The sequence below is a fragment of the Corynebacterium sp. zg254 genome (assembly GCF_024701495.1).
GTDB classification, from domain to species: Bacteria; Actinomycetota; Actinomycetes; order Mycobacteriales; family Mycobacteriaceae; genus Corynebacterium; species Corynebacterium zhongnanshanii.
The window spans coordinates 316,260-335,609 of sequence record NZ_WIAR01000002.1 but is presented as its reverse complement, the minus strand read 5'-3'; the positions used below and the strand labels follow the sequence as shown (position 1 = coordinate 335,609).

Below are 19,350 nucleotides of genomic sequence, written 5' to 3'. Positions count from 1 at the left end.
CGCGTAGTCAGGAGGAACGAATGACCGCAGTAGCGCCACGGGAGGGTCAAGAACTCACCCCGTCTAGGCCTGCTCCTTTCGGTAAGGCTCCACGCGGAAGCCTTGCTTGGAAGATGCTGACCACCACCGACCACAAGCTTCTGGGCATCATGTACATGATCATGTCCCTGAGCTTCTTCATGATCGGTGGCCTTATGGCACTGTTGATCCGTATCGAGCTTTTCGAGCCGGGTATGCAGTTCCTGTCCAACGAACAGTTCAACCAGCTGTTCACCATGCACGGCACCATCATGCTTCTGCTGTACGGTTCCCCGATGGTGTTCGGCTTCGCAAACTACGTCATGCCACTGCAGATTGGTGCGCCTGACGTTGCCTTCCCACGTCTGAACGCTTTTGGTTTCTGGCTGACCACCGCCGGTGGTGTAGTCATGATGGCCGGCTTCCTCACCCCTGGTGGTGCAGCAGACTTTGGTTGGACCATGTACTCCCCATTGTCTGATGCTGTTCACTCCCCAGGCGTTGGTTCCGACTTGTGGATCCTGGGTGTTGGTGTTGGTGGTGTTGGTACCATCCTGTCCGCCGTGAACATGATCACGACCATCCTGTGCCTCCGCGCTCCAGGTATGACCATGTTCCGCATGCCTATCTTCACGTGGAACATTTTCGTGACCTCCCTGCTGGTTCTGCTGATCTTCCCACTGCTGACCGCAGCAGCCCTGGGTGTTCTGTACGACCGTAAGCTGGGCGGCCACCTGTACGACCCAGCTAACGGTGGAACCATCATGTGGCAGCACCTGTTCTGGTTCTTCGGCCACCCTGAGGTGTACGTCCTGGCGCTGCCATTCTTCGGTATCGTCTCTGAGATCTTCCCAGTGTTCTCCCGCAAGCCAATGTTCGGCTACGTGGGCCTGGTGTTCGCAACCCTGTCCATTGCTGCTCTGTCCATGGCCGTGTGGGCTCACCACATGTTCGTGACCGGCGCAATCCTGCTGCCATTCTTCGCCTTCATGACCTTCCTGATCGCGGTTCCTACCGGTATGAAGTTCTTCAACTGGCTGGGCACCATGTGGGGTGGCCGCATCACCTTCGAAACTCCGATGGTGTTCGCCCTGGGCTTCTTCTCCACCTTCTTGTTCGGTGGTTTGACCGGTGTGATGATGGCAGCTCCTGCACTGGACTTCCACATCTCTGACTCTTACTTCATCGTTGCTCACTTCCACTACACCCTCTTCGGTACCGTGGCCTTCGCATCCTTCGGTGGTATCTACTTCTGGTTCCCGAAGATGACCGGCCGCATGCTGGACGAGCGCCTGGGTAAGCTTCACTTCTGGCTGACCTTCGTGGGCTTCCACACCACCTTCCTGATTCAGCACTGGGTCGGTAACATCGGTATGCCACGTCGTTACGCTGACTACCTGCCAACCGATGGATTCACCATCTACAACCAGATCTCTACGGTCGGTGCGTTCATCCTGGCAATCTCCGTGCTGCCATTCCTGTGGAACGTCTTCAAGTCCGTACGCTACGGTGAGGTCGTTACCGTGGATGACCCATGGGGCTACTCCAACTCCCTGGAGTGGGCAACTTCTTGCCCTCCTCCACGTCACAACTTCACCTCTATGCCACGTATCCGCTCCGAGCGTCCTGCGTTCGAGCTGCACCACCCACACATGGTCAAGCGCATGCGTGACGAGGCACACGTTGGACCTCACTTCTAAAATAGTGTGTCCCAGGCTGTAACTGCCTGAGACAACGGGCCGTCTCCCAACTACGCGGGAGGCGGCCTTTGTGCGTTGCTCACCCGATAACGAGCGCTGGAGCGGCACTGTGAAAGAATAGAGCCCGTGAGCACCAACAATGAGACCGAATTTCACGACGCCCTGCAGGACACCCTCAGCGACGGCAAGGCCCCAGCGATCATCACTATCACCGGCAAGAAGGACAAGCCCGGTGTGACCGCCGCCTTCTTCACCGTCCTGACTGAATACGCCGTTCAGCTGCTGGACATTGAGCAGTCCGTATTCCGCGGAAGCCTCTCGCTCGCCGCGCTGGTGGGCGTAGCCCCCGACGAGCTCCCCGCCCTGGAGCAGAGCCTGGTGGACACCCTGGAGCCTTATGGCATGTCCGTGAACGTGGACTCCGATGAGCACTTGAGCAGCACCCGTCCGCAGTCCTCTCACGTCATGGTTGTCATCGGCCGTCCGGTGACCGCCGCCCACATCTTCAAGATCGGCGAGACGCTGGCCAACCATGGCGCCAATATCGACGCGATCCACGGCATCGCTGATTATCCCGTCACGGGCCTGGAGCTCAACGTCACGGTCGCAGACCCCACCCCGGGTGGCGGTGTGGAACTGCGCAAGGCCCTGGCTGCCCTGACGCGAGAGATTGGCGTGGACATCGCGATCGAGCGTGCGGGACTGGCTCGCCGCTCCAAGCGACTCATCTGCTTCGACGTGGACTCCACCCTGATCCAGCAGGAAGTGATTGAGATGCTCGCTGCCTTTGCCGGCAAGGAGGCCGAGGTAGCTGAGGTGACGGAGCGCGCGATGCGCGGCGAGTTGGACTTCGCCGAGTCGCTGCATGAGCGCGTGAAGACCTTGGCCGGTCTGGACGCCAGCGTGGTGGATCGGGTTGCGCGTTCGATTGAGCTCACCCCTGGAGCTCGTACCACCATCCGTACCCTCAAGCGTCTGGGCTACAAGACCGGTGTGGTCTCCGGCGGCTTCATTCAGGTGATTGAGCCGCTCGCCCGCGATCTGGGCCTGGACTTCGCCCGCGCAAACACCCTGGAGATCAAGGATGGCGTGCTGACCGGCCGAGTGATTGGTCCGGTGATCGACCGCAAGGCCAAGGCGGAGTCCTTGAAGGAGTTCGCGTGGTCCAACGGCATTAAGCTCAACCAGACTGTCGCGGTGGGCGATGGCGCGAATGACATCGACATGCTCTCCACCGCCGGACTGGGCATTGCATTCAACGCCAAGCCGGCCTTGCGTGAGGTAGCTGATGCCGCGGTGAACCACCCGTTCTTGGATCAGGTGTTGTTCATCCTCGGCATTCCGCGCTACGAGATTGAAGATGCTGATCTCCGGGACGGCACGTACCGCCGCCCCCAGCTAGAGATTTAGCGCAGCATCAGAATTAGGCCTGCTGCGCCTCTTCGTGAGCCTGGCGCAGCTCCCGGCGCAGGATCTTTCCGGTGCTGGACTTTGGAATCTGATCGATGAACTCCACCAGGCGAATCTTCTTGTACGGAGCTACGTGCTCCTCCACAAACGCCATGATTTCCTCGCCGGAGATGTCCTGCCCATCCTGCAGCACCACATAGGCCTTGGGGATTTCCTCGCCATCTTCCTCGCGGGTCACTCCCACCACGGCGGAATCGGCGATCGCCGGGTGGGAGAGCAGCAGAGCTTCCAGCTCCGCAGGGGGAACCTGGTAGCCCTTGTACTTGATGAGTTCCTTCAAGCGGTCCACGATGTAGACGTGGCCGTGCTGATCCTGCTGTGCCATGTCACCCGTGCGCAGCCAGCCGTCACCCGGCAAGGTGGCTGCGGTTTCCTCGGGGCGGTTCAAGTAGCCCAGCATGATCTGCGGTCCTCGCACCCACAGCTCACCGACCTCGGACTTGCCCTCACCCTCGGGGAGCGCGATCTCATCGCCGGTCTCTACATTCACCAGCTTGTGTTCGGTATTGGCGACGGGCTGGCCGATCGTGGCACGTGGCAGGTTCGGGTCAATGTTCGCGTGCGTCAGTGGGGAGGTTTCGGTCATGCCGTAGCCCTGCTGGACGTGGGTGCCCAGGCGCTTTTCCACGGCGCGGGCCAGCTCCTCGTCCAGGCTGGCCGCACCGCAGAACAGGCCGCGGAGGCTGGACAGGTCGTAATTGTCCACCATGGGGTGCTTCGCCAGCACCACGGCTACGGGTGGGGCGATGAAGGTGAACGTGACCCCGTACTTCTGGTGTGCCTCAAGGAAGGGCTGCAGATCGAACTTGGGCATGGTCAGCAGCTTGGCGCGGGTGGATAGCGCGAAGTTGATGAGTGCGGTCAGCCCGTAGATGTGGAAGAACGGCAGGATGCCCAGGATGATGTCGTCACCGGTGACGATGGGCAGATCAGTCCCCTGCAGGGCATTACTGACCAGCTGGCGGTGGCTGAGCTGCACACCCTTCGGTAGTCCTGTGGTTCCCGAGGAGTAGGGAAGTGCGGCCACGTCCGTGTCCACGTCGAAGGTGACCTCTGGTGGCTGGTGGCCGGCGGTGAGGATCGCCGGAAGGCCCTCCGGAGTGTCCAGCTGGATGATCATGTCCTCAGACAAGCCGTGATTGCGCGCGCCTTCAGGGGAGACATCGCCCAGCGCGGAGATAGTGAGCAGCATCTTGGAGTTGCTGTCCTTCAGCTGCGTTTCGACGGACTTCACCGTGGACAGCAGGGACAGCGGGCTCAAGATAGCGCCGATGCGCCAGACAGCGTGCGCGACAATGATGAACGCCTCGGAGTTGGGACAGTGGAGCGCCACCACGTCGCCTTTGGCGATGCCTTTGTGGCTGAGCCATCCTGCCATGGCGTTGACTTTCACGCGCAGTTCGGCGTAGGTGGTTTCCGTGTTGGTCGCAAGGTCGATGACGGCGGTTCGTTGCCCGTCTTCCTCGCTGAGGGATCCGAAGACAAGGCTGTAGAGGTCGGTGTTGTCCAGGGGAAGGGGTGGACGCTTGCTAGAGATCGGCACAGAGTTCTCCTCGTGGGTGATAAGTGGCACACTGACAACGTGTTTCGCGTCTTTTATGACGCACACCATAGAATACTTGGTGCTGTGACCTAACTTACATATTTTCGCCACGGGAGATAGTTTCGGGTACCCTCAGCCGCACCGACCAGCCACCTTGTCCCGCCGCGTCGCTACGCGGACTCATTCAACCGACGCAGAGCACCCCGCACCACCTGGCCGTCGCTCGTCTCCCAGAAATCCGGCATGGAGGCGCGAATGTAGCTTCCATAGCGAGCCTTCGCCAAACGCGGATCAAGAACCGCCACCACACCCTTGTCCGTCACGGACCGCAACAGACGTCCCGCGCCCTGAGCCATCAGCAAGGACGCGTGGTTGGCCGCCACTTCCATGAACCCGTTGCGCCCCGCCCGTTGGGCCGCCTGCTGACGCGCCTGCATGAGGGGATCGTTCGGCCGGGGGAACGGAATGCGGTCCATGATGACGAGCTGCAGACTAGGTCCCGGAACATCCACGCCCTGCCACAGACCCAAGGTGCCGAACAGGCATGTCTCGGGGTCCTCCCGAAACTGCGTCACCAGGCGGGAGAGCGAATCTTCGCCCTGAAGCAGTACCTTGTGCGGGCTTAAGCTGCGCAGCTGCTCGGCCATGTACTCCGCGGCCTTCCGGGAGCTAAACAGCCCCAGCGTGCGCCCACCCGCCGCGTTGATGAGCTGCGCCACCTCGTCCACCACCGCGTCCGCGGCACCGTCGCGCCCGGGGGTGGGCAGGTGGCTGGCGACGTAGAGGATGCCGTGCTTTTTCGCATCGAAGGGGGTGCCCACGTCCAGCGTTGTGGTGCTCTTCGCCAGCCCCCAGGTAGCGAGCATCGCCGCGAACTTCCCGCCGAGCGCCAGCGTGGCGCTGGTGAGCACCACCGTCGCGTTGGAGAACAGCCGTTGCGCCAGAATGTCGGACACGCTCAGCGGGGCCACGCAGACATTCTTCTTTTCTTCCGACGCCAACCACACCACGTCGTCCTGCGATCCGGTGATGCTGAGGATCCGCACGACCGTGTCGTGAATGTCCTCCGTGGCGGCCTTCATGGCTTGGCGCTCCGCAGCCTTATCTTCGTCCGGCTCCAGGGAGGAAATGGATCGGTTGAGCGTCCATGCAGCTTCCTTCAGACCCGTCAGGGCCAGCTCGAAGTGTTGGGGTAGACCATCCCATTTTCGGTGCAGCGGAGTGTCGCTGTTGTTGGGGTAGGAGTTTAGCTGTTCGTCGAGGGTCCGGGTCCAATTCTCGAGGGCCGCGAGGAGACGATCCCCGGCGTCGGACTCTGCGGGCAGCAGGTTGCCCGCACGTTTGGCGACAATGCTGATGCCGGCGGGGGATAGCTCGCTGGTGGCCACGTTGGTGACGCGGCCCTCCAGCTCGTGGGCCTCGTCCACCACGATGACATCGTGCTCGGGGAGGATGGCGTTATCGGACAGGGCGTCGATGGCCAGCAGGGCGTGGTTGGTGACGATCACATCGGCCTGCTGGGCGGCTGAGCGCGCGTGCTCGGCGAAGCACTGCTCGCCGAAGGGACAGTGGGAGGCGCCCACGCATTCGCGGGAGGCTACGCTCACCTGGCGCCAGGCTACGTCGCTCACCCCGCGGTCGAGGTTGTCCCGGTCGCCGTCCTCAGTCTCCTGCGCCCACTCGTGAAGGCGAGCCACCTGAGCCCCAACGGAGGTGAGTTCGTGCGCGGAGACCAGGGCATCTTCTTGAGGCTCGGAGGTGCCCGAAGTGCCGTGGATTTTGTTGAGGCACAGGTAGTTGTTCCGCCCTTTGAGGATCGCGAACTCGAGGGGGCGAGGAAGGTCGTCTTCCAGGGCCGTGGCCAAGCGCGGGAGGTCCCGTTCCACCAGCTGGCGCTGCAGGGCGATGGTTGCTGTGGAGACGATGACGGGATTGTCCGAGTGCATGGCATGGTTGATCGCCGGAACCAGGTAGGCCAACGACTTGCCGGTGCCGGTGCCCGCCTGAACGGCCACGTGCTTCTTGTTGTGCATGGCCGAGGCGACGGCGTCGGCCATCTTCTGCTGCCCTGGGCGCGGGGAGCCGCCCACCGAGCGCACTGCGGTGGCGAGCATCGGCTGGATGTCCGGCGGGGTGGATGAGGCAGACGACGAGGACTCTGACGAGGACTCTGAGGAGGATTCCGACGGGGGTGTGGTGGCCATGGCGAACTCTTCTCGCTCTACTAGTCCCGCGCGGTTTCCACGTGCCGCACGCTAATGGCCGGCTCGTCGCGGGTGAGCGCAAGCCCCTCCCACGGCAGGGTCACGCGCTGCTGCTTGCAGTAGGCGCGAGTTTCTTCCAGGGTGGGTTGGCCGTCCACGATCTCCCCATCGCGAATGAGCGGGACCGTCAGCGGGTAGGCGTTCAGCATTCCCGTGTCCGGGACGGAGCTGCCGATGGGGTAGGTGATTTCCTCCACGGCCGTGCCGGTGGAACGGGTGGCGCGGATGGCTGCCTTGGCGCCGCCGACCGACTTCTTCCCACGAGAACGCTTCATCACGTGGTGGCCGTCCACTTCGACTAGCTTGTAGACCAGGCCCGCCGTGGGTGCGCCCGAGCCTGTGACCACGGATGTTCCGACGCCGAAGATGTCCACGGGTTCCGACCGCAGGGCGGCGATGGCGAATTCATCCAAGTCACTGGAGACCACAATTTTGGTGTTCTTCGCGCCCAACGAATCCAGCTGTGCGCGCACCTGTCCGGACAACACCCCAAGGTCACCGGAGTCAATGCGCACCGCTCCCAAATTCGGTCCCGCGACCTCCACCGCGGTCTGCACGCCCTGGGTGATGTCGAAGGTATCCACCAGAAGCGTGGTGTCCGTGCCGAGGGCATCTACCTGCGCCTGGAACGCGGCCCGTTCATTGGGGGTGCCGTCCTCGTTGACATGGAGCAACGTCCAGGCGTGGGCGGCAGTGCCGGAGGTGGGGATGCCATAGCGGTAGCCGGCTTCGAGGTTGGAGGTTGCGTCGAACCCCGCCACGTAGGTGGCGCGTGCCGCCGTGACGGCGGAGTATTCGTGGGTGCGCCGCGAGCCCATTTCGATGATCATCCGCCCTTCCGCGGCGGACACCATGCGGGATGCCGCGGATGCCACCGCGGAATCAGAGTTCAGGATCGAGAGGATCACGGTCTCCAGGATCACGCCCTCACCGAAGGTGGAGCGGATGGTGAGGATCGGGGATTGGGGGAAGTACAGCTCGCCCTCACGGAACCCATCCACCTGCCCGGTGAAGCGGTAGGAGCGCAGATAATCCAGGGTCTCTGGGCGGAGGAAATCCAGCTTCTCCAGCTGCTCCTCAGTGAAGCGGAAGTTCTTGATCGCTTCCAGGACGCGGGCGGTGCCGGCCACCACTCCGTAGCGGCGCTCGTTGGGAAGCCTGCGGGTAAACACTTCGAAGGCGCACTGCCTATCGACCGTTCCGTCCAGGATGGCAGCTTCCAGCATGGTGAGCTCATACATATCGGTCAGTAGAGCTGTTGATCTAGTAGTCACCTCGCCCATGGTAGTCCATAGCATCTACAGGGCATCACCCCATCGGCAGCGCATTGTCGGTATTCTGGGTTTCATGACTTCACCCGCTGCCCCTTCCGCAACCCCTGTGGCGGAGAAGCTTCCCGAGACCGCCACAGAAGCGAATCTCCCATGGATGTGCATCTGCTGGGATGATCCCGTAAACCTCATGAGCTACGTGACCTATGTCTTCCAGACCGTGCTGGGATACTCACGTAAGCGCGCCACCGAACTGATGATGGAGGTCCACACCCAAGGCAAGGCTGTGGTGAGCTCTGGAGAGCGGGACAAGGTGGAAGCCGATGTGAAGAAACTGCAGACCGCAGGGCTGTGGGCCACGATGGAACAGTCCCAGGGCTAATACGAAGGCACACTCACGGCTAACCACGAAAGGACTGGTGAACTCTCCCCATGCAGCCATGGACGAAGAAAAATAGCCTGATTAAGGGCACTCGCTTCCTCACCGTGTTGGAGCCTTTGGAGCGAGAGATGCTGGGGGACTCCGCCGCGTCCGTCTCCGATAAGCTCATGGAGCGCGTGCGCACTGCCCCGAAGGATGAGTTGTCGGAGCTCACGGGCATGCCCTCCGGCCATGCCGAACCCCCGGCGGACCCAGGGCTCGCCCGCCTGCTGCCGGACTTCTTCCGGGATGGCGCAGAGCAGATCGATGGCGATGCCAGCCTCACCCGTCAGCTCAACGAGACGGACATCATCCGGGGAAAGCTCAGCAATCTGCGCTACCTCATTGACTATCTGGGCCCCAACGGCTCCGTGAATATCTCCCTGACACAGGAGGAAGTCCAGCCGTGGCTAGCGGGCCTGACGGACATTCGCCTGTACCACACCGCGCAGCTGGAGGAGTTCCGCGAGGAGCTGGGCGAGGACTCCAACCAGGTGCAGGCCGCCCAGAATTACCTGGACTGGCTGGGCTTCCACCAGGACAGCCTGCTGACCGCTCTGATGGGGGATCTGGGTGTATAGCCCGCGGAGAGGCACACGCGTATGACCACTGAACTGTTCGGGTGCCGTCCCGGTGACACCAACTCCCTCATGGACGTGGCGGGGCTGGGCGTGGGCCACGCGGTGTGCGAGGACGAGCAGGGGGACTCCGGCACCACGGTGATTGTTGCGCCGGGCGGTGCCGTCGCTGGTGTGGACGTGCGGGGTGGCGGACCCGGCACCCGGGAGACCGACCTGCTGGAACCGCACAACACGGTGCAGGCCGTCCATGCGATTGCCCTGTCTGGCGGGTCGGCCTTTGGGCTGGATGCGGCCGGCGGGGTCATGGCCGAGCTGGAGAGTCGCGGCATCGGATTCCCCGTTCTGGGCGACCATGCCCCGGACAAGATTGTGCCGATCGTTCCCTCTGCTGTGATCTTTGACCTCCTGCTGGGCCGGTGGGATTCCAGGCCCGACGCCGGCACTGGGGCCCTCGCGGCCCAGCGTGCCCTGGCAGCGTACGCGGGGGAGGCTGTCGAGCTCGCGACTGAGTCGGGGAACGTGGGGGCCGGCCTTGCGGCCTCCGCCGGAGCGCTCAAGGGAGGTTTCGGCCAGGCCAGCGCGACTTTCCCGGAGGGCAGTCCCTTGGCCGGCGTGACCATCGCGGCGGGTGTGGTGGCCAACCCGCAGGGTGCTGTTATTGATCCGAGGAGCGGGCAATTGTGGGGCTCGGCGTCGGTATTTTCGGGGGAGATGGATACCCCGCAGGTATCGCGCGATGCGGCAGAGGCACTGCGCGGTATGAACATCCTGGGCACGAAGATCACGCCACAGATGCTGGATACGCCGCAGCTCAACACCACAATCGGCGTGATTGCGACGAACGCCACGCTCACGAAAGCACAGTGCACGCGGCTGGCGATGGGCGGCCACGACGGGCTGGCCCGCGCGATCCGCCCAGCCCACATGCCGATGGATGGCGACACCCTGTTCACCCTGGCGACTGGGCACACGGACGTGGCCGTGGACCCGGTGGCGCTCAGCATGCTGACCGCCGCCAGCGCGAACGTGGTAGAACGGGCGATTGTGCACGCAGTCCTGGCCGCAGACTCCGCCTTTGGGGTTCCCAGCTACCGGGACGTGCTGGCCAACCCCTCGGGCCTCGCATCGAATTCCGCACCAGACACAACAGATCGGACCTCAAGAACCACCCCATGACTAGAACTTTCTCCGCAGTGATGTCCTCCATCGCGTTCCTGACAGTCCTTTGGATTGTCCAGATCGTGAACGTGTACATGGGAGGCTATCTCACGAACTTCGGTGTTCACCCGCGCGATCCGTATGGGCTCATCGGGATTCCGCTCGCCCCGTTTATCCACGGCAGTTGGGAACACCTCATCGCGAACACCTCCATTGCCTGGGTCTTAGTGTTCCTGGTGGCCTTGAGCGGCCGCGCGGTGCTGTGGCGAGCCTCCACCATTATTGTGCTGGTCTCCGGGTTGGGCACCTGGGTGGTGGCAAGCCCGCTGACCGTGCACGTGGGTGCCTCGGGCCTGATCTTCGGATGGGTGACGTTCCTGATCTTCCAAGGCTGGTACTCGCGCAGCATCCTGCAGATGCTGCTGGGGGTTGTGGTGGTGTTTGCCTACGGAGGTGTGCTGTGGGGAGTCTTTCCCACCACGATGGGAGTGAGCTGGCAGATGCACCTGTTCGGCGCCATCGGTGGAGTGATCGCCGCGCGCAGCGTGGGGCAGGACATGCGCCGCAACCGGCAGGTCATGAAGCGCAGGCAGCGGATGCAGCGGGCGCCGTATCAGGAGGCGCCGCTGTACGGCTCGGCTAGCCCTGGTAACCGGCCGTGGGGAGGTCAATGATGGTGGACGCACACGATAGCCAGCACGGCGACAACAGGCCGATCGGAGTGTTCGACTCCGGAGTGGGAGGACTGACCGTCGCCCGCACCATCGCAGACCTCCTGCCGCACGAAAACCTCACCTACATCGGAGACACGGAAAACTCACCCTATGGCGATAAGCCGCAGGAGCTCGTCCGACATCTATCCCTCAACATCGCCCACGAACTCGCCGACCGCGGATGCAAAATGATCGTCATCGCCTGCAACACCGCCACCGCCGCCAGCTTCCACGACGTGCGCGAACAGCTGGACATACCCGTGGTTGAGGTGATTACGCCGGCGGTACGCAGGGCCGTGTCGGCGTCGAAAAATAATAAGGTAGGAGTGATCGCCACACAGGGGACGGTGAGCAGCCACGCCTATCGCGACATGTTTCAGAAACTCTCCGCGGTGGACGTGGTGGAGCAGGCCTGCCCACAGTTCGTCCCGTTCGTGGAACGAGGGATCACCGCCGGACGGCAGATCATGGGATTGGCGGAAAACTACCTGCAGCCGCTGAAGGATCGCGGCGTGGACACGGTAGTGCTGGGCTGCACGCATTACCCGCTGCTGGCCGGCGTGGTGCAGCTGGTCATGGGGGACACCGTAACGTTGGTGAACTCCGCGGAGGAAACGGCAAAGACGGTGTTCCGAACGCTCAGCGAACGGGACATGCTAGCCACCGAGGGCAACGTTCGGCATCTGAGTTTTGAATCAACCGGAGACCCGCAACGATTCGCGAACCTCGCCACGCGTTTTCTGGGGCCGGGAATTAGTTCGGTCTCTCACATTCCGGAGTCATTTTTTAACTTTTAGACAGCGATAGTGCAAGAATAGCTAGCTATGGAACTCGTCGTGCTTGGTTGCTCAGGGTCCGTGCCAGGACCGGAGTCCGCTGCTTCTGGATACTTGCTGAAGAGTCCGCAGCACAACGCCGATCTCTTGATGGATATCGGCTCAGGTGTGCTCGCGGCCATGCAACGCACAGCAGATGTAGACCCAGAAAATTGCCACGTGGTTTTTTCACATATGCACGCCGACCATTGCTCCGATTTCCCCTCATTGATGGTGTGGCGCCGGTGGCATCCCACGGATAATTCCGAGTGCAAGCACACCCTGCTGGGGCCGACGATGGCAGAAGGACACCTGTGCCGCATGGGTGGCGACTACCTTGACCGGCCGGATGACCTGACGGATTCCTACAGCCTGCAAGTGCACCGCACGGGCACAGGGCCCTTCGATCCCGCGACCTATCCCGTCACACAGGTGGGGGACTTCTCCGTCTATTCCGCCGAGGCTATCCACACCACGGAGGCGTACATGATGCGCGTGGAACACGAGGGGAAGTCCGTGGTCTACACGGGCGATACCGCGTGGACGGAGTCTTTGGTTCACATCGCCCAGGGCGCAGATGTCCTGCTCGCCGAGGCAACCTGGGGAGCCACCAGCGAAGATAAGCCGGAGGGGATGCACCTGTCGGGCCAGGAGGCTGGACGGGCCGCACGCCTGGCGGGGGTGGGCCAGCTGGTGCTCACACACATCCCGCCGTGGGGGGACGCGGAGGCCACGCTGGCTGCGGCGCGCGCTGAGTTCGATGGGCCAATCGCTCTGGCTGAAGCGGGCATGCGGGTGACGATCTAGCGTTACTGCGTTGTATCGTGCTGCGCGTCTGCGCTGTGTCTGTGCAGGGGGCTACACTAGAGGGCATGTCTACACCTTCTCATTCTGACGTCACACGCGCCGATGGCCGTGCCACCCATGAGCTCCGCCCAGTCAAAATCACCCGGAGTTTCACCACCAACCCTGCGGGAAGCGTGTTGGTGGAGTTCGGTAACACGCGAGTGATGTGCACCGCCAGCGTGAAGGAGGGGGTGCCGCGCTTCAAGAAGGATTCCGGTGAAGGCTGGCTGACCGCCGAGTACTCCATGCTGCCAAGCTCCACCCACGAGCGTATGCCCCGCGAGTCCATGAAGGGCAAAGTCAAGGGCCGCACGCACGAGATCTCCCGATTGGTGGGCCGGGCGTTGCGCGCCGCCGTGGACTTAAGCCAATTGGGCGAAAACACCGTGGAGATCGATTGCGACGTCCTGCAGGCCGACGGAGGCACGCGCACTGCAGCCATTACAGGTGCTTATGTTGCGCTGGCCGACGCCCTAGCGGTCTTAGAACAACGCGGTGTTGTTCCCGGACAGCCGCTGCGCGCGCCTGTTGCCGCTGTGAGCGTGGGCATCATCGACGGTGTGCCGTGCGTGGACCTGCCGTACGAGGAGGATTCCCGCGCGGATGTGGATATGAACGTCGTGATGACCGAGCAGGGACATTTTGTGGAGATCCAGGGCACCGGCGAGCATGCTGAGTTCTCCCGTGCTGAGCTGGGGGAGATGCTGGACCTGGCGGAGGGAGCGTTGCGTCAGCTCATTGATCTGCAGAATGAAGTGCTCTCCCAGCCACTGCCCACCGCTTCTACGCGAGCTCGCTAGGAGGCTGATCGGGCATGAAGGTTTTAGTGGCATCACGGAATGCAAAGAAGCTTAAAGAACTCCAGCGCGTGCTGCAGGCGGCGGATGTTCAGGGGATTGAGCTGGTGAGCTTGGCGGATATTGATGAGTACCCGGAGTCCCCGGAAACGGGAGCTACGTTCGTGGCTAATGCTCAGATTAAGACGCAGGATGGTGTGCGTTACGCGGGCCTTCCCACTATTGCGGATGATTCGGGGATCCGGGTGGACCGACTCAATGGTATGCCGGGTGTGCTCTCGGCGCGTTGGTCGGGAACCCACGGGGATGACGCGGCGAATAACGCGCTTCTGCTGGCTCAATTGAAGGACATCACGGATCCTGAGGAACGCGGCGCACAGTTTGTCTCTGCGTGCGTGTTGCAGCTGCCGGCGGACCTTGCCGAGCAGACCGGCATGCAGGAGGTCTATGCCGTGGAAGGTGTGTGGGAGGGCTCCCTCTTGATGGAAGAGCAGGGCGCTGGCGGATTCGGCTACGATCCTCTGTTCAGCCCCGCGGAGGAGCCCGGCTGCTCAGCTGCAGAGTTGAGCCCAGAGCGCAAGGACGAGCTATCCCATCGAGGAAAGGCACTGGCGCAACTGGTGGAGCCTCTGCGTCGGCTAGCGCAGCATTGACATTGCGGACAACGCACAATCGTATGTCAATGTTTTCGTGTTCGCCCGCGTTGTAGCGCAGGCCCGCAGCTCAACAGAAGAAAAAGGATATGAACCCCACAGAGGTCAGCCCCGCTGACATCATCAATGAAGCACGTACGGATCTGACGTGGATGGAGGATGTGTATAAGCACTTCCACCGCTACCCAGAGCTCTCCGGAGCCGAGGAAAAAACCGCTGCCCGGATCTTGGAAGAGCTCCAGCGCTTCCCGGACTGGGAGGTGACCAGCACCATCGGCGGTTATGGCATCACCGCGGTGCGTCGCAATGGTGACGGTCCCGCCGTGCTCATGCGTGCTGATTTCGATGGGTTGCCCGTGGCGGAGAACACGGACGTGGACTACAAATCCCAGCATTCCCAGTTGAATGCTCTGGGGCAGCGGGTGCCGACCATGCATGCGTGTGGGCACGATCACCACACCACCAGTTTGTTGGGCGCCATGGCTCTGCTGGAGGATTCCGCCGAGCGGTGGGCGGGAACAGTGATTGCGTTGTTCCAACCGGCTGAGGAATTATCGGTGGGTGCCTTCCGCATGGTGGGTGACGGTCTGGCTCAGAAGATTCCGAAGCCTGATGTGTGCCTTACTCAGCACATCATCGCCGGGCCAGCCGGGAAGATCTTTAGTGCGGCGGGGCCCGTGATGACGTCCTCCACCACGATCGAGATCACCTTGTTCGGACGCGGGGCGCACGCCTCCATGCCACACCGTTCGGTGGATCCGGTGGTGCTGGCGGCGTCAACGATCATGCGGCTGCAAACCATCGTGTCCCGCGAGGTGCCACCGGATAAGTTCGCGGTGATTACGGTGGCCTCCGTGGAGGCCGGCAAGGCGAACAACGTGATCCCGGACTCGGCAAAGATCAGCTTGTCCTGCCGTTTCTATGATGAAGAGCTGCGCCTTAAGTGCATCGAGGCGATCAAGCGCATTGTTCGTGCGGAAGTTGCCGCGGCCGGTGCGGAACGCGAACCGGAGTTTAAGTTTGTTGGATTGTTGGGGGCGACCAACAATTCCGATACGGTGTTCCGCACCATTCGCCCGCATTTTGATGAGGTATTCGGTGAGGATTCTGAGGACATGGAGCCGTGGACAGCCTCAGAGGATTTCTCCGTGATCCCTAAGCACTTCGGGGTTCCGTACCTGTTGTGGACGGTGGGCATTACTCCGCGAGCGAAGTGGCAGCGTGCACAGGCTGCGGGCCGGCTGGATATTGATATTCCTACGAACCACAACCCGGCGTTTTTGCCGGAGCTGTCCACCCTCGAGGTGGGGGCCCGTGCGGCAGCGACGGGCATTCTGGCGTGCTTGGGTGCGCAGTGGGCGCCTGGTGAGGACACCACGCAGGGGGGTCCGACCGCCGCGGAAATTGATGCGGTAGCGGTGGAAACGGCACCGGCTGACTAAGGATGCGCCGGCTGGGTTGCCTTAGATATGAAACGCGGCCTTCACTTCCTTACGGCGTTTTGCCTCCACGATGAAGCTAAGGAAGGGGATCACGCCGGCCAGGATGGTGGTGATCCACTTGCCGGGTTCCCAGCGAGCCTTCGTGCCGAGATCCAGGCAGGTAATGGCGTAAATGATGAAGAACAAGCCGTGAGCCTGGCCGATGTAGGTGAACCATTCCGGGGTGTTCTCGGAGCCGAGGATCAGGTACTTGGTGATCATTTCCGCAACCAAGATGAGGAGCCAAATACCCGTGACAATCGCGGCGATGGAATAGAACTTCAGGGACTTGGCCACGCGCTTTTGTCGTTCAGGGTGAATGGGGTTCGCGGTCGTGCTGGTTTCGTTCACGTTTTTACTGCCTACTCGTCGAGAGAATTGTTGGGTGTGCGGTTACGGCGATTCCGGCGCCGGTCGTCCTCAAAGTCAACGGTGCTGATATGTGAGGGGCTGGCGTTGGCGAGCAGGTCCGTGGGGATTTCTCGCATGGAGTTCTTCACCTCATCGGGCACGGCAGCCTGGTCGTCTCCCAGCACGCGCTCTTTCTCATAGCGGATGTACTTCCGGTAGGCGACGATCAGGAGAATGCCGAACACAGGCCATTGGATGGCATAGCCGAGGTTCTGGAAGGAGCCATCAGACTGGTGCCACGCGTTCCATTGCCAGCGCGCCAGTAACAGCGTAGCCACCACGGCTAACGTCAAAAAGATCAGTTGAACAATACGTACACGCAGCGGGAAGGGATTGCCCTGGGGGGTATTGTTGTCCGCGGTGCTCACGTGCCCAAGTGTACCCGGTTGCTGGGGGAAGACAATTCTGCCCGAGGGCATTTTTTCCGGCGTGCACTTCTTGCTAGAGTGTGTGACGTACGCGCCTGTGGCGGAATTGGCAGACGCGCTGGATTTAGGTTCCAGTGTCTTATGACGTGGGAGTTCAAGTCTCCCCAGGCGCACAGCACCCCCCAATCTATCGCGACCTACAGTCGATAGATTGGGGTTTTAGGCTCGAACAACAACAGCGTGTTTGGGTTAAAGGGTTATGCGAGGGTTATGCGACAAACTCCTATGGTTGTGCCAGCGTACGTACCGCCGGCATGACTGAGGACACGCCAGCCGGTGCTGAGGGCGTGTCTCGGCCGCCGTGCACATGGATTACAGGCAGCCTAGTGCCGGGGGAAGGCTATGCGATACACCGTGTGGCCGGTGTCGGTGGTGATGAGGCATCTGCCAGCGAGATAGGTCCCGCCGTTATCTTCCGAGCGATCAACATCCGTGTTAGCGTTAAAGTATCACCACAGAAAACATCGCCCCATAACTCTCTTAAGAGGTGAGAGACATGATGGAAAAGATTCTCGTCCTCAGCTGTGGATTGCTCTTGCTTATCGCGGCACTATGCTTCGGTTTCGCAGGAAATAACCTTGTTGCCTCGGTATGTTCACTGATAGGAATTCTGGTCTTTTGGTACTGGAGGAGGTCCCCACCGTCCACAAAGCCGGGGACTAACAGTGCATCGGACAACCCGTCCGCACAGGACGTTCGGCACTATCGCCAGGACCACCCGGGGACGAACAGTGCATCGGACAACCCGTCCCCACAGGAAGTCCGGCGCTATCGCCAAGAGCATCCGGGGACGTCCATCCTCCAGGCTGTCCAGGAACTGAAGCGTCGCTAGAGCGACAGCTCCTTGGCGATGCGGGCCACATGCCCCGTGGCCTTCACGTTGTACTTCGCCAACTCGATCTTTCCTGCCTCATCCACCACGAACGTGGATCGGATCACGCCCTGAACCACCTTGCCGTAGTTCTTCTTCTCGCCGAAGGCGCCCCACGCTGTCATGACGGACTTGTCGGCGTCGGACAGGAGAGGGAACGTGAGGGAGTGCTGGTCGCGGAACTTCACCAGCGCGTCCACAGAGTCCGGGGAGATACCCAGCACCTCAATGCCGGCGTTATTCAGCTCGGTGAGGGAGTCCCGGAAGTCACAGGCCTCCGTGGTGCAGCCCGGGGTGTTGGCCCTGGGGTAGAAGTACACGATTACTTTCTTGCCCCGGTAATCAGCCAAGGACACGTCCGTGCCCTGGTCGCTGGTGAGGGTGAAATCAGGGGCTGCGTCGCCCACCTCAAGGCGGGTTGGTTGCGTTGCATCAGTCATAGGCACCACCATACGCCTTCGTTTCTCGGCATCGCAGCGGCTGATCCTCTACAATATGAGGGATAGACTGAGATCTTGGATCTAGTTACCCGTTAACCGATGACGATCATTGACGATCATGAGGAGTATCTCCGTGGCCCGTAGCATCGATGCCATTCAGCGCGATATTGAGCGCACCCGCAATCAGCTCGCCAAGACCCTGGATGAGCTGGCAGTCCGTGCAGACCCTAAGAACCTTGCCGATGACGCCCGCGGTCAAGTGATGGATACCGTGAAGGATCCGAAGGTGCAGATGATCCTCGGTGGCGTGGTTGCCGGTGTGGTTGTCCTGACTGCTTTGGCGCTGTCTTCGAAGCGCAAGGAGAAGAAGCAGATCAAGGAGATTCAGCGTCTCCTCGCGGCTGCCCGCAACTAAGAGTTTTTAGATTATCTTGCTGAGAACTCTTCTCCTGGTCCCAGTAGCGATTGCTGGGGCCTTTTTTGGCGAATCCATCCATGTCCCCGCCGCCTGGATTTTCTCCTTCCTTGTGGTCTTCGGCGCCGCCGCCATCTTCGGTGATCGCCAGGTCACCCCGTCGAAGAAGCTGTCCACGCCCGCGCAGGTCATCATCGCGCTGCTGTGTGCCTCGCCGCTGGCGACCGTGGATGGGCCGACGATGCTGTCCTACGCCGCGCCCACGGCCGTGTCGGTGGTGTTTACTTTGGTGGTGTGCGCCTCGGCGTCGTATTTATTAATAAAAATACGGGGAATCGACGCCACCACCAGCGTCCTCGCCACCCTCGCAGGTGGGGCGAGTGCGATGTCGTTGCTTGCTGTGGACCTTAAAGCCGACGCCAAGTTTGTGACCCTGACGCAATTCCTCCGCCTGTCGATTGTTGTGCTGACACTTCCCGCGTTCGTTCTATGGCTGGCCGACGAGCCGATACGGTCCGCACCGGAACACATTCCACCCAGTGACCTGCTGAAATCGGCGCTCGGGGCGCTGGTGGTCTACGGCATTGTGTGGCTGGTGACGCGGTTTATTAACATCCCCTCGCCGTATCTGCTGCTGGCGCTGGCGCTAGGCGTGGTGGGACTCATGGCGGGAATCCCCGCGGAGTACCTCACCCCTCGGGGGATTCTGGCGGACATCGCGTTTGCGATTATTGGTGTGCAGGCGGGCGGAACTCTCACGAAGGGGGCGCTGCGGGAGTTCGTGAAGTCCCTGCCCGTGATCCTGTCCGCCATCGCCGTCATGATCCTTGGCTCCCTCATGACCGCCTGGATCATCTGCACGGTCTGGGGATACAGCATACTGGACGCGTATCTGGCTACGGTGCCCGGCGGGGTGTACGCCGTGCTGGCGTTCGCCCACGAGGCGGGATCGGACCCCGTGGTGACGGTCATTCAGGTGATGCGTGTGATCGCGATGCTGGTGGTCGGGGCGCTCGTGCCCCTGGTGTTCGGCAAGCGCCGCGCTGGGTAGGCG

19 protein-coding genes and 1 tRNA gene are annotated in these 19,350 nt (G+C 61.7%); 14 read left to right on the top strand and 6 right to left on the bottom strand.

Features of this window, described 5'->3' with window-relative positions; all coding sequences use genetic code 11:
• The first annotated feature begins 20 nt into the window (after nucleotides 1-20).
• Together ctaD and serB are read left to right on the top strand one after the other, a co-directional pair.
• A complete protein-coding gene (gene ctaD / locus GC425_RS07175) occupies nucleotides 21-1,718 on the top strand; it encodes a cytochrome c oxidase subunit I (RefSeq protein ID WP_151843217.1) in 1,698 nt (565 codons plus the stop codon).
• 126 nt (nucleotides 1,719-1,844) lie between these two features.
• The gene (serB, locus tag GC425_RS07170) at nucleotides 1,845-3,128 is read left to right on the top strand and encodes a phosphoserine phosphatase SerB (protein ID WP_231699762.1); all 1,284 of its coding nucleotides are present in this window, start codon (nucleotides 1,845-1,847) and stop codon (nucleotides 3,126-3,128) included.
• 13 nt (nucleotides 3,129-3,141) lie between these two features.
• Here the strand turns inward: serB and GC425_RS07165 are convergent, their stop codons facing one another.
• The 3 genes from GC425_RS07165 to GC425_RS07155 all read right to left on the bottom strand — a co-directional run bounded on the left by GC425_RS07165 (nucleotide 3,142) and on the right by GC425_RS07155 (nucleotide 8,278).
• A complete protein-coding gene (locus GC425_RS07165) occupies nucleotides 3,142-4,731 on the bottom strand; it encodes an AMP-binding protein (RefSeq protein WP_151844503.1) in 1,590 nt (529 codons plus the stop codon).
• 170 nt (nucleotides 4,732-4,901) lie between these two features.
• On the bottom strand, nucleotides 4,902-6,845 hold the full coding sequence (locus GC425_RS07160) for an ATP-dependent DNA helicase (protein ID WP_231699769.1): 1,944 nt from the start codon (nucleotides 6,843-6,845) through the stop codon (nucleotides 4,902-4,904).
• Nucleotides 6,846-6,955: 110 nt separating this feature from the next.
• Nucleotides 6,956-8,278 carry a nicotinate phosphoribosyltransferase gene (locus GC425_RS07155; RefSeq protein WP_151844572.1) on the bottom strand — a complete coding sequence of 441 codons (1,323 nt, stop codon included), beginning with the start codon at nucleotides 8,276-8,278 and terminating at the stop codon, nucleotides 6,956-6,958.
• A gap of 64 nt (nucleotides 8,279-8,342) precedes the next feature.
• On the opposite strand from GC425_RS07155, the gene clpS reads away from it, so the two are divergent.
• The 9 genes from clpS (at nucleotide 8,343) to GC425_RS07110 (ending at nucleotide 15,692) form a co-directional block, all read left to right on the top strand.
• Nucleotides 8,343-8,648 (top strand): ATP-dependent Clp protease adapter ClpS, encoded by a 306-nt coding sequence (gene clpS / locus GC425_RS07150; RefSeq protein ID WP_151843221.1) that lies wholly within the window; start codon nucleotides 8,343-8,345, stop codon nucleotides 8,646-8,648.
• 50 nt (nucleotides 8,649-8,698) lie between these two features.
• A complete protein-coding gene (locus GC425_RS07145) occupies nucleotides 8,699-9,268 on the top strand; it encodes a DUF2017 domain-containing protein (protein WP_151844501.1) in 570 nt (189 codons plus the stop codon).
• A 21-nt stretch (nucleotides 9,269-9,289) separates the two neighbouring features.
• Nucleotides 9,290-10,444: a P1 family peptidase gene (locus GC425_RS07140; RefSeq protein ID WP_151844500.1), complete on the top strand. Its 1,155-nt coding sequence runs from the start codon at nucleotides 9,290-9,292 to the stop codon at nucleotides 10,442-10,444.
• Complete coding sequence (locus tag GC425_RS07135; protein WP_192930413.1) at nucleotides 10,441-11,100, top strand: rhomboid family intramembrane serine protease; 660 nt, start codon at nucleotides 10,441-10,443, stop codon at nucleotides 11,098-11,100. Before GC425_RS07140 ends, GC425_RS07135 begins: the two co-directional genes overlap by 4 nt.
• Nucleotides 11,097-11,936 carry a glutamate racemase gene (gene murI, locus GC425_RS07130; protein ID WP_151844499.1) on the top strand — a complete coding sequence of 280 codons (840 nt, stop codon included), beginning with the start codon at nucleotides 11,097-11,099 and terminating at the stop codon, nucleotides 11,934-11,936. The genes GC425_RS07135 and murI overlap by 4 nt, the downstream gene beginning before the upstream one ends.
• 198 nt (nucleotides 11,937-12,134) lie before the next feature.
• Nucleotides 12,135-12,761, top strand: a complete 627-nt coding sequence (locus GC425_RS07125; RefSeq protein ID WP_308240244.1) for an MBL fold metallo-hydrolase — start codon at nucleotides 12,135-12,137, stop codon at nucleotides 12,759-12,761.
• Between the two features lie 65 nt (nucleotides 12,762-12,826).
• Nucleotides 12,827-13,600 (top strand): ribonuclease PH, encoded by a 774-nt coding sequence (gene rph, locus GC425_RS07120; protein WP_151844498.1) that lies wholly within the window; start codon nucleotides 12,827-12,829, stop codon nucleotides 13,598-13,600.
• A 14-nt stretch (nucleotides 13,601-13,614) separates the two neighbouring features.
• Complete coding sequence (locus GC425_RS07115) at nucleotides 13,615-14,250, top strand: non-canonical purine NTP pyrophosphatase (RefSeq protein ID WP_151844497.1); 636 nt, start codon at nucleotides 13,615-13,617, stop codon at nucleotides 14,248-14,250.
• 89 nt (nucleotides 14,251-14,339) lie between these two features.
• Nucleotides 14,340-15,692: an amidohydrolase gene (locus GC425_RS07110; RefSeq protein WP_231699761.1), complete on the top strand. Its 1,353-nt coding sequence runs from the start codon at nucleotides 14,340-14,342 to the stop codon at nucleotides 15,690-15,692.
• 21 nt (nucleotides 15,693-15,713) lie between these two features.
• Here the strand turns inward: GC425_RS07110 and GC425_RS07105 are convergent, their stop codons facing one another.
• Together GC425_RS07105 and GC425_RS07100 are read right to left on the bottom strand one after the other, a co-directional pair.
• Entirely contained in the window at nucleotides 15,714-16,082 is a 369-nt protein-coding gene (locus GC425_RS07105) for a DUF3817 domain-containing protein (RefSeq protein WP_151843227.1), read from the bottom strand.
• An 11-nt stretch (nucleotides 16,083-16,093) separates the two neighbouring features.
• Nucleotides 16,094-16,510, bottom strand: a complete 417-nt coding sequence (locus GC425_RS07100; RefSeq protein WP_151843228.1) for a hypothetical protein — start codon at nucleotides 16,508-16,510, stop codon at nucleotides 16,094-16,096.
• A gap of 91 nt (nucleotides 16,511-16,601) precedes the next feature.
• On the opposite strand from GC425_RS07100, the gene GC425_RS07095 reads away from it, so the two are divergent.
• Nucleotides 16,602-16,683, top strand: a tRNA-Leu gene (locus GC425_RS07095).
• A gap of 715 nt (nucleotides 16,684-17,398) precedes the next feature.
• On the opposite strand, the gene bcp is transcribed toward GC425_RS07095, so the two are convergent.
• Nucleotides 17,399-17,881, bottom strand: coding sequence for a thioredoxin-dependent thiol peroxidase (gene bcp, locus GC425_RS07090; RefSeq protein WP_151844496.1), 483 nt, complete (start codon nucleotides 17,879-17,881; stop codon nucleotides 17,399-17,401).
• Between the two features lie 133 nt (nucleotides 17,882-18,014).
• Between bcp and GC425_RS07085 the strand changes: the two genes are divergently transcribed.
• Both GC425_RS07085 and GC425_RS07080 read left to right on the top strand, forming a co-directional pair.
• Nucleotides 18,015-18,296, top strand: a complete 282-nt coding sequence (locus tag GC425_RS07085) for a DUF3618 domain-containing protein (RefSeq protein WP_151843230.1) — start codon at nucleotides 18,015-18,017, stop codon at nucleotides 18,294-18,296.
• Between the two features lie 16 nt (nucleotides 18,297-18,312).
• Nucleotides 18,313-19,347, top strand: coding sequence for an AbrB family transcriptional regulator (locus GC425_RS07080; protein ID WP_192930411.1), 1,035 nt, complete (start codon nucleotides 18,313-18,315; stop codon nucleotides 19,345-19,347).
• Nucleotides 19,348-19,350: the final 3 nt, after the last annotated feature.

What these genes read in the sequence shown, in the direction of transcription:
- ctaD (WP_151843217.1), top strand. Translation starts at nt 21, where the DNA reads ATGACCGCAGTAGCGCCACGGGAGGGTCAAGAACTCACCCCGTCTAGG.
- GC425_RS07160 (WP_231699769.1), bottom strand. Translation starts at nt 6,845, where the DNA reads ATGCTCGCCACCGCAGTGCGCTCGGTGGGCGGCTCCCCGCGCCCAGGG.
- GC425_RS07155 (WP_151844572.1), bottom strand. Translation starts at nt 8,278, where the DNA reads ATGGGCGAGGTGACTACTAGATCAACAGCTCTACTGACCGATATGTAT.
- clpS (WP_151843221.1), top strand. Translation starts at nt 8,343, where the DNA reads ATGACTTCACCCGCTGCCCCTTCCGCAACCCCTGTGGCGGAGAAGCTT.
- GC425_RS07145 (WP_151844501.1), top strand. Translation starts at nt 8,699, where the DNA reads ATGCAGCCATGGACGAAGAAAAATAGCCTGATTAAGGGCACTCGCTTC.
- GC425_RS07140 (WP_151844500.1), top strand. Translation starts at nt 9,290, where the DNA reads ATGACCACTGAACTGTTCGGGTGCCGTCCCGGTGACACCAACTCCCTC.
- GC425_RS07135 (WP_192930413.1), top strand. Translation starts at nt 10,441, where the DNA reads ATGACTAGAACTTTCTCCGCAGTGATGTCCTCCATCGCGTTCCTGACA.
- murI (WP_151844499.1), top strand. Translation starts at nt 11,097, where the DNA reads ATGATGGTGGACGCACACGATAGCCAGCACGGCGACAACAGGCCGATC.
- rph (WP_151844498.1), top strand. Translation starts at nt 12,827, where the DNA reads ATGTCTACACCTTCTCATTCTGACGTCACACGCGCCGATGGCCGTGCC.
- GC425_RS07115 (WP_151844497.1), top strand. Translation starts at nt 13,615, where the DNA reads ATGAAGGTTTTAGTGGCATCACGGAATGCAAAGAAGCTTAAAGAACTC.
- GC425_RS07110 (WP_231699761.1), top strand. Translation starts at nt 14,340, where the DNA reads ATGAACCCCACAGAGGTCAGCCCCGCTGACATCATCAATGAAGCACGT.
- bcp (WP_151844496.1), bottom strand. Translation starts at nt 17,881, where the DNA reads ATGACTGATGCAACGCAACCAACCCGCCTTGAGGTGGGCGACGCAGCC.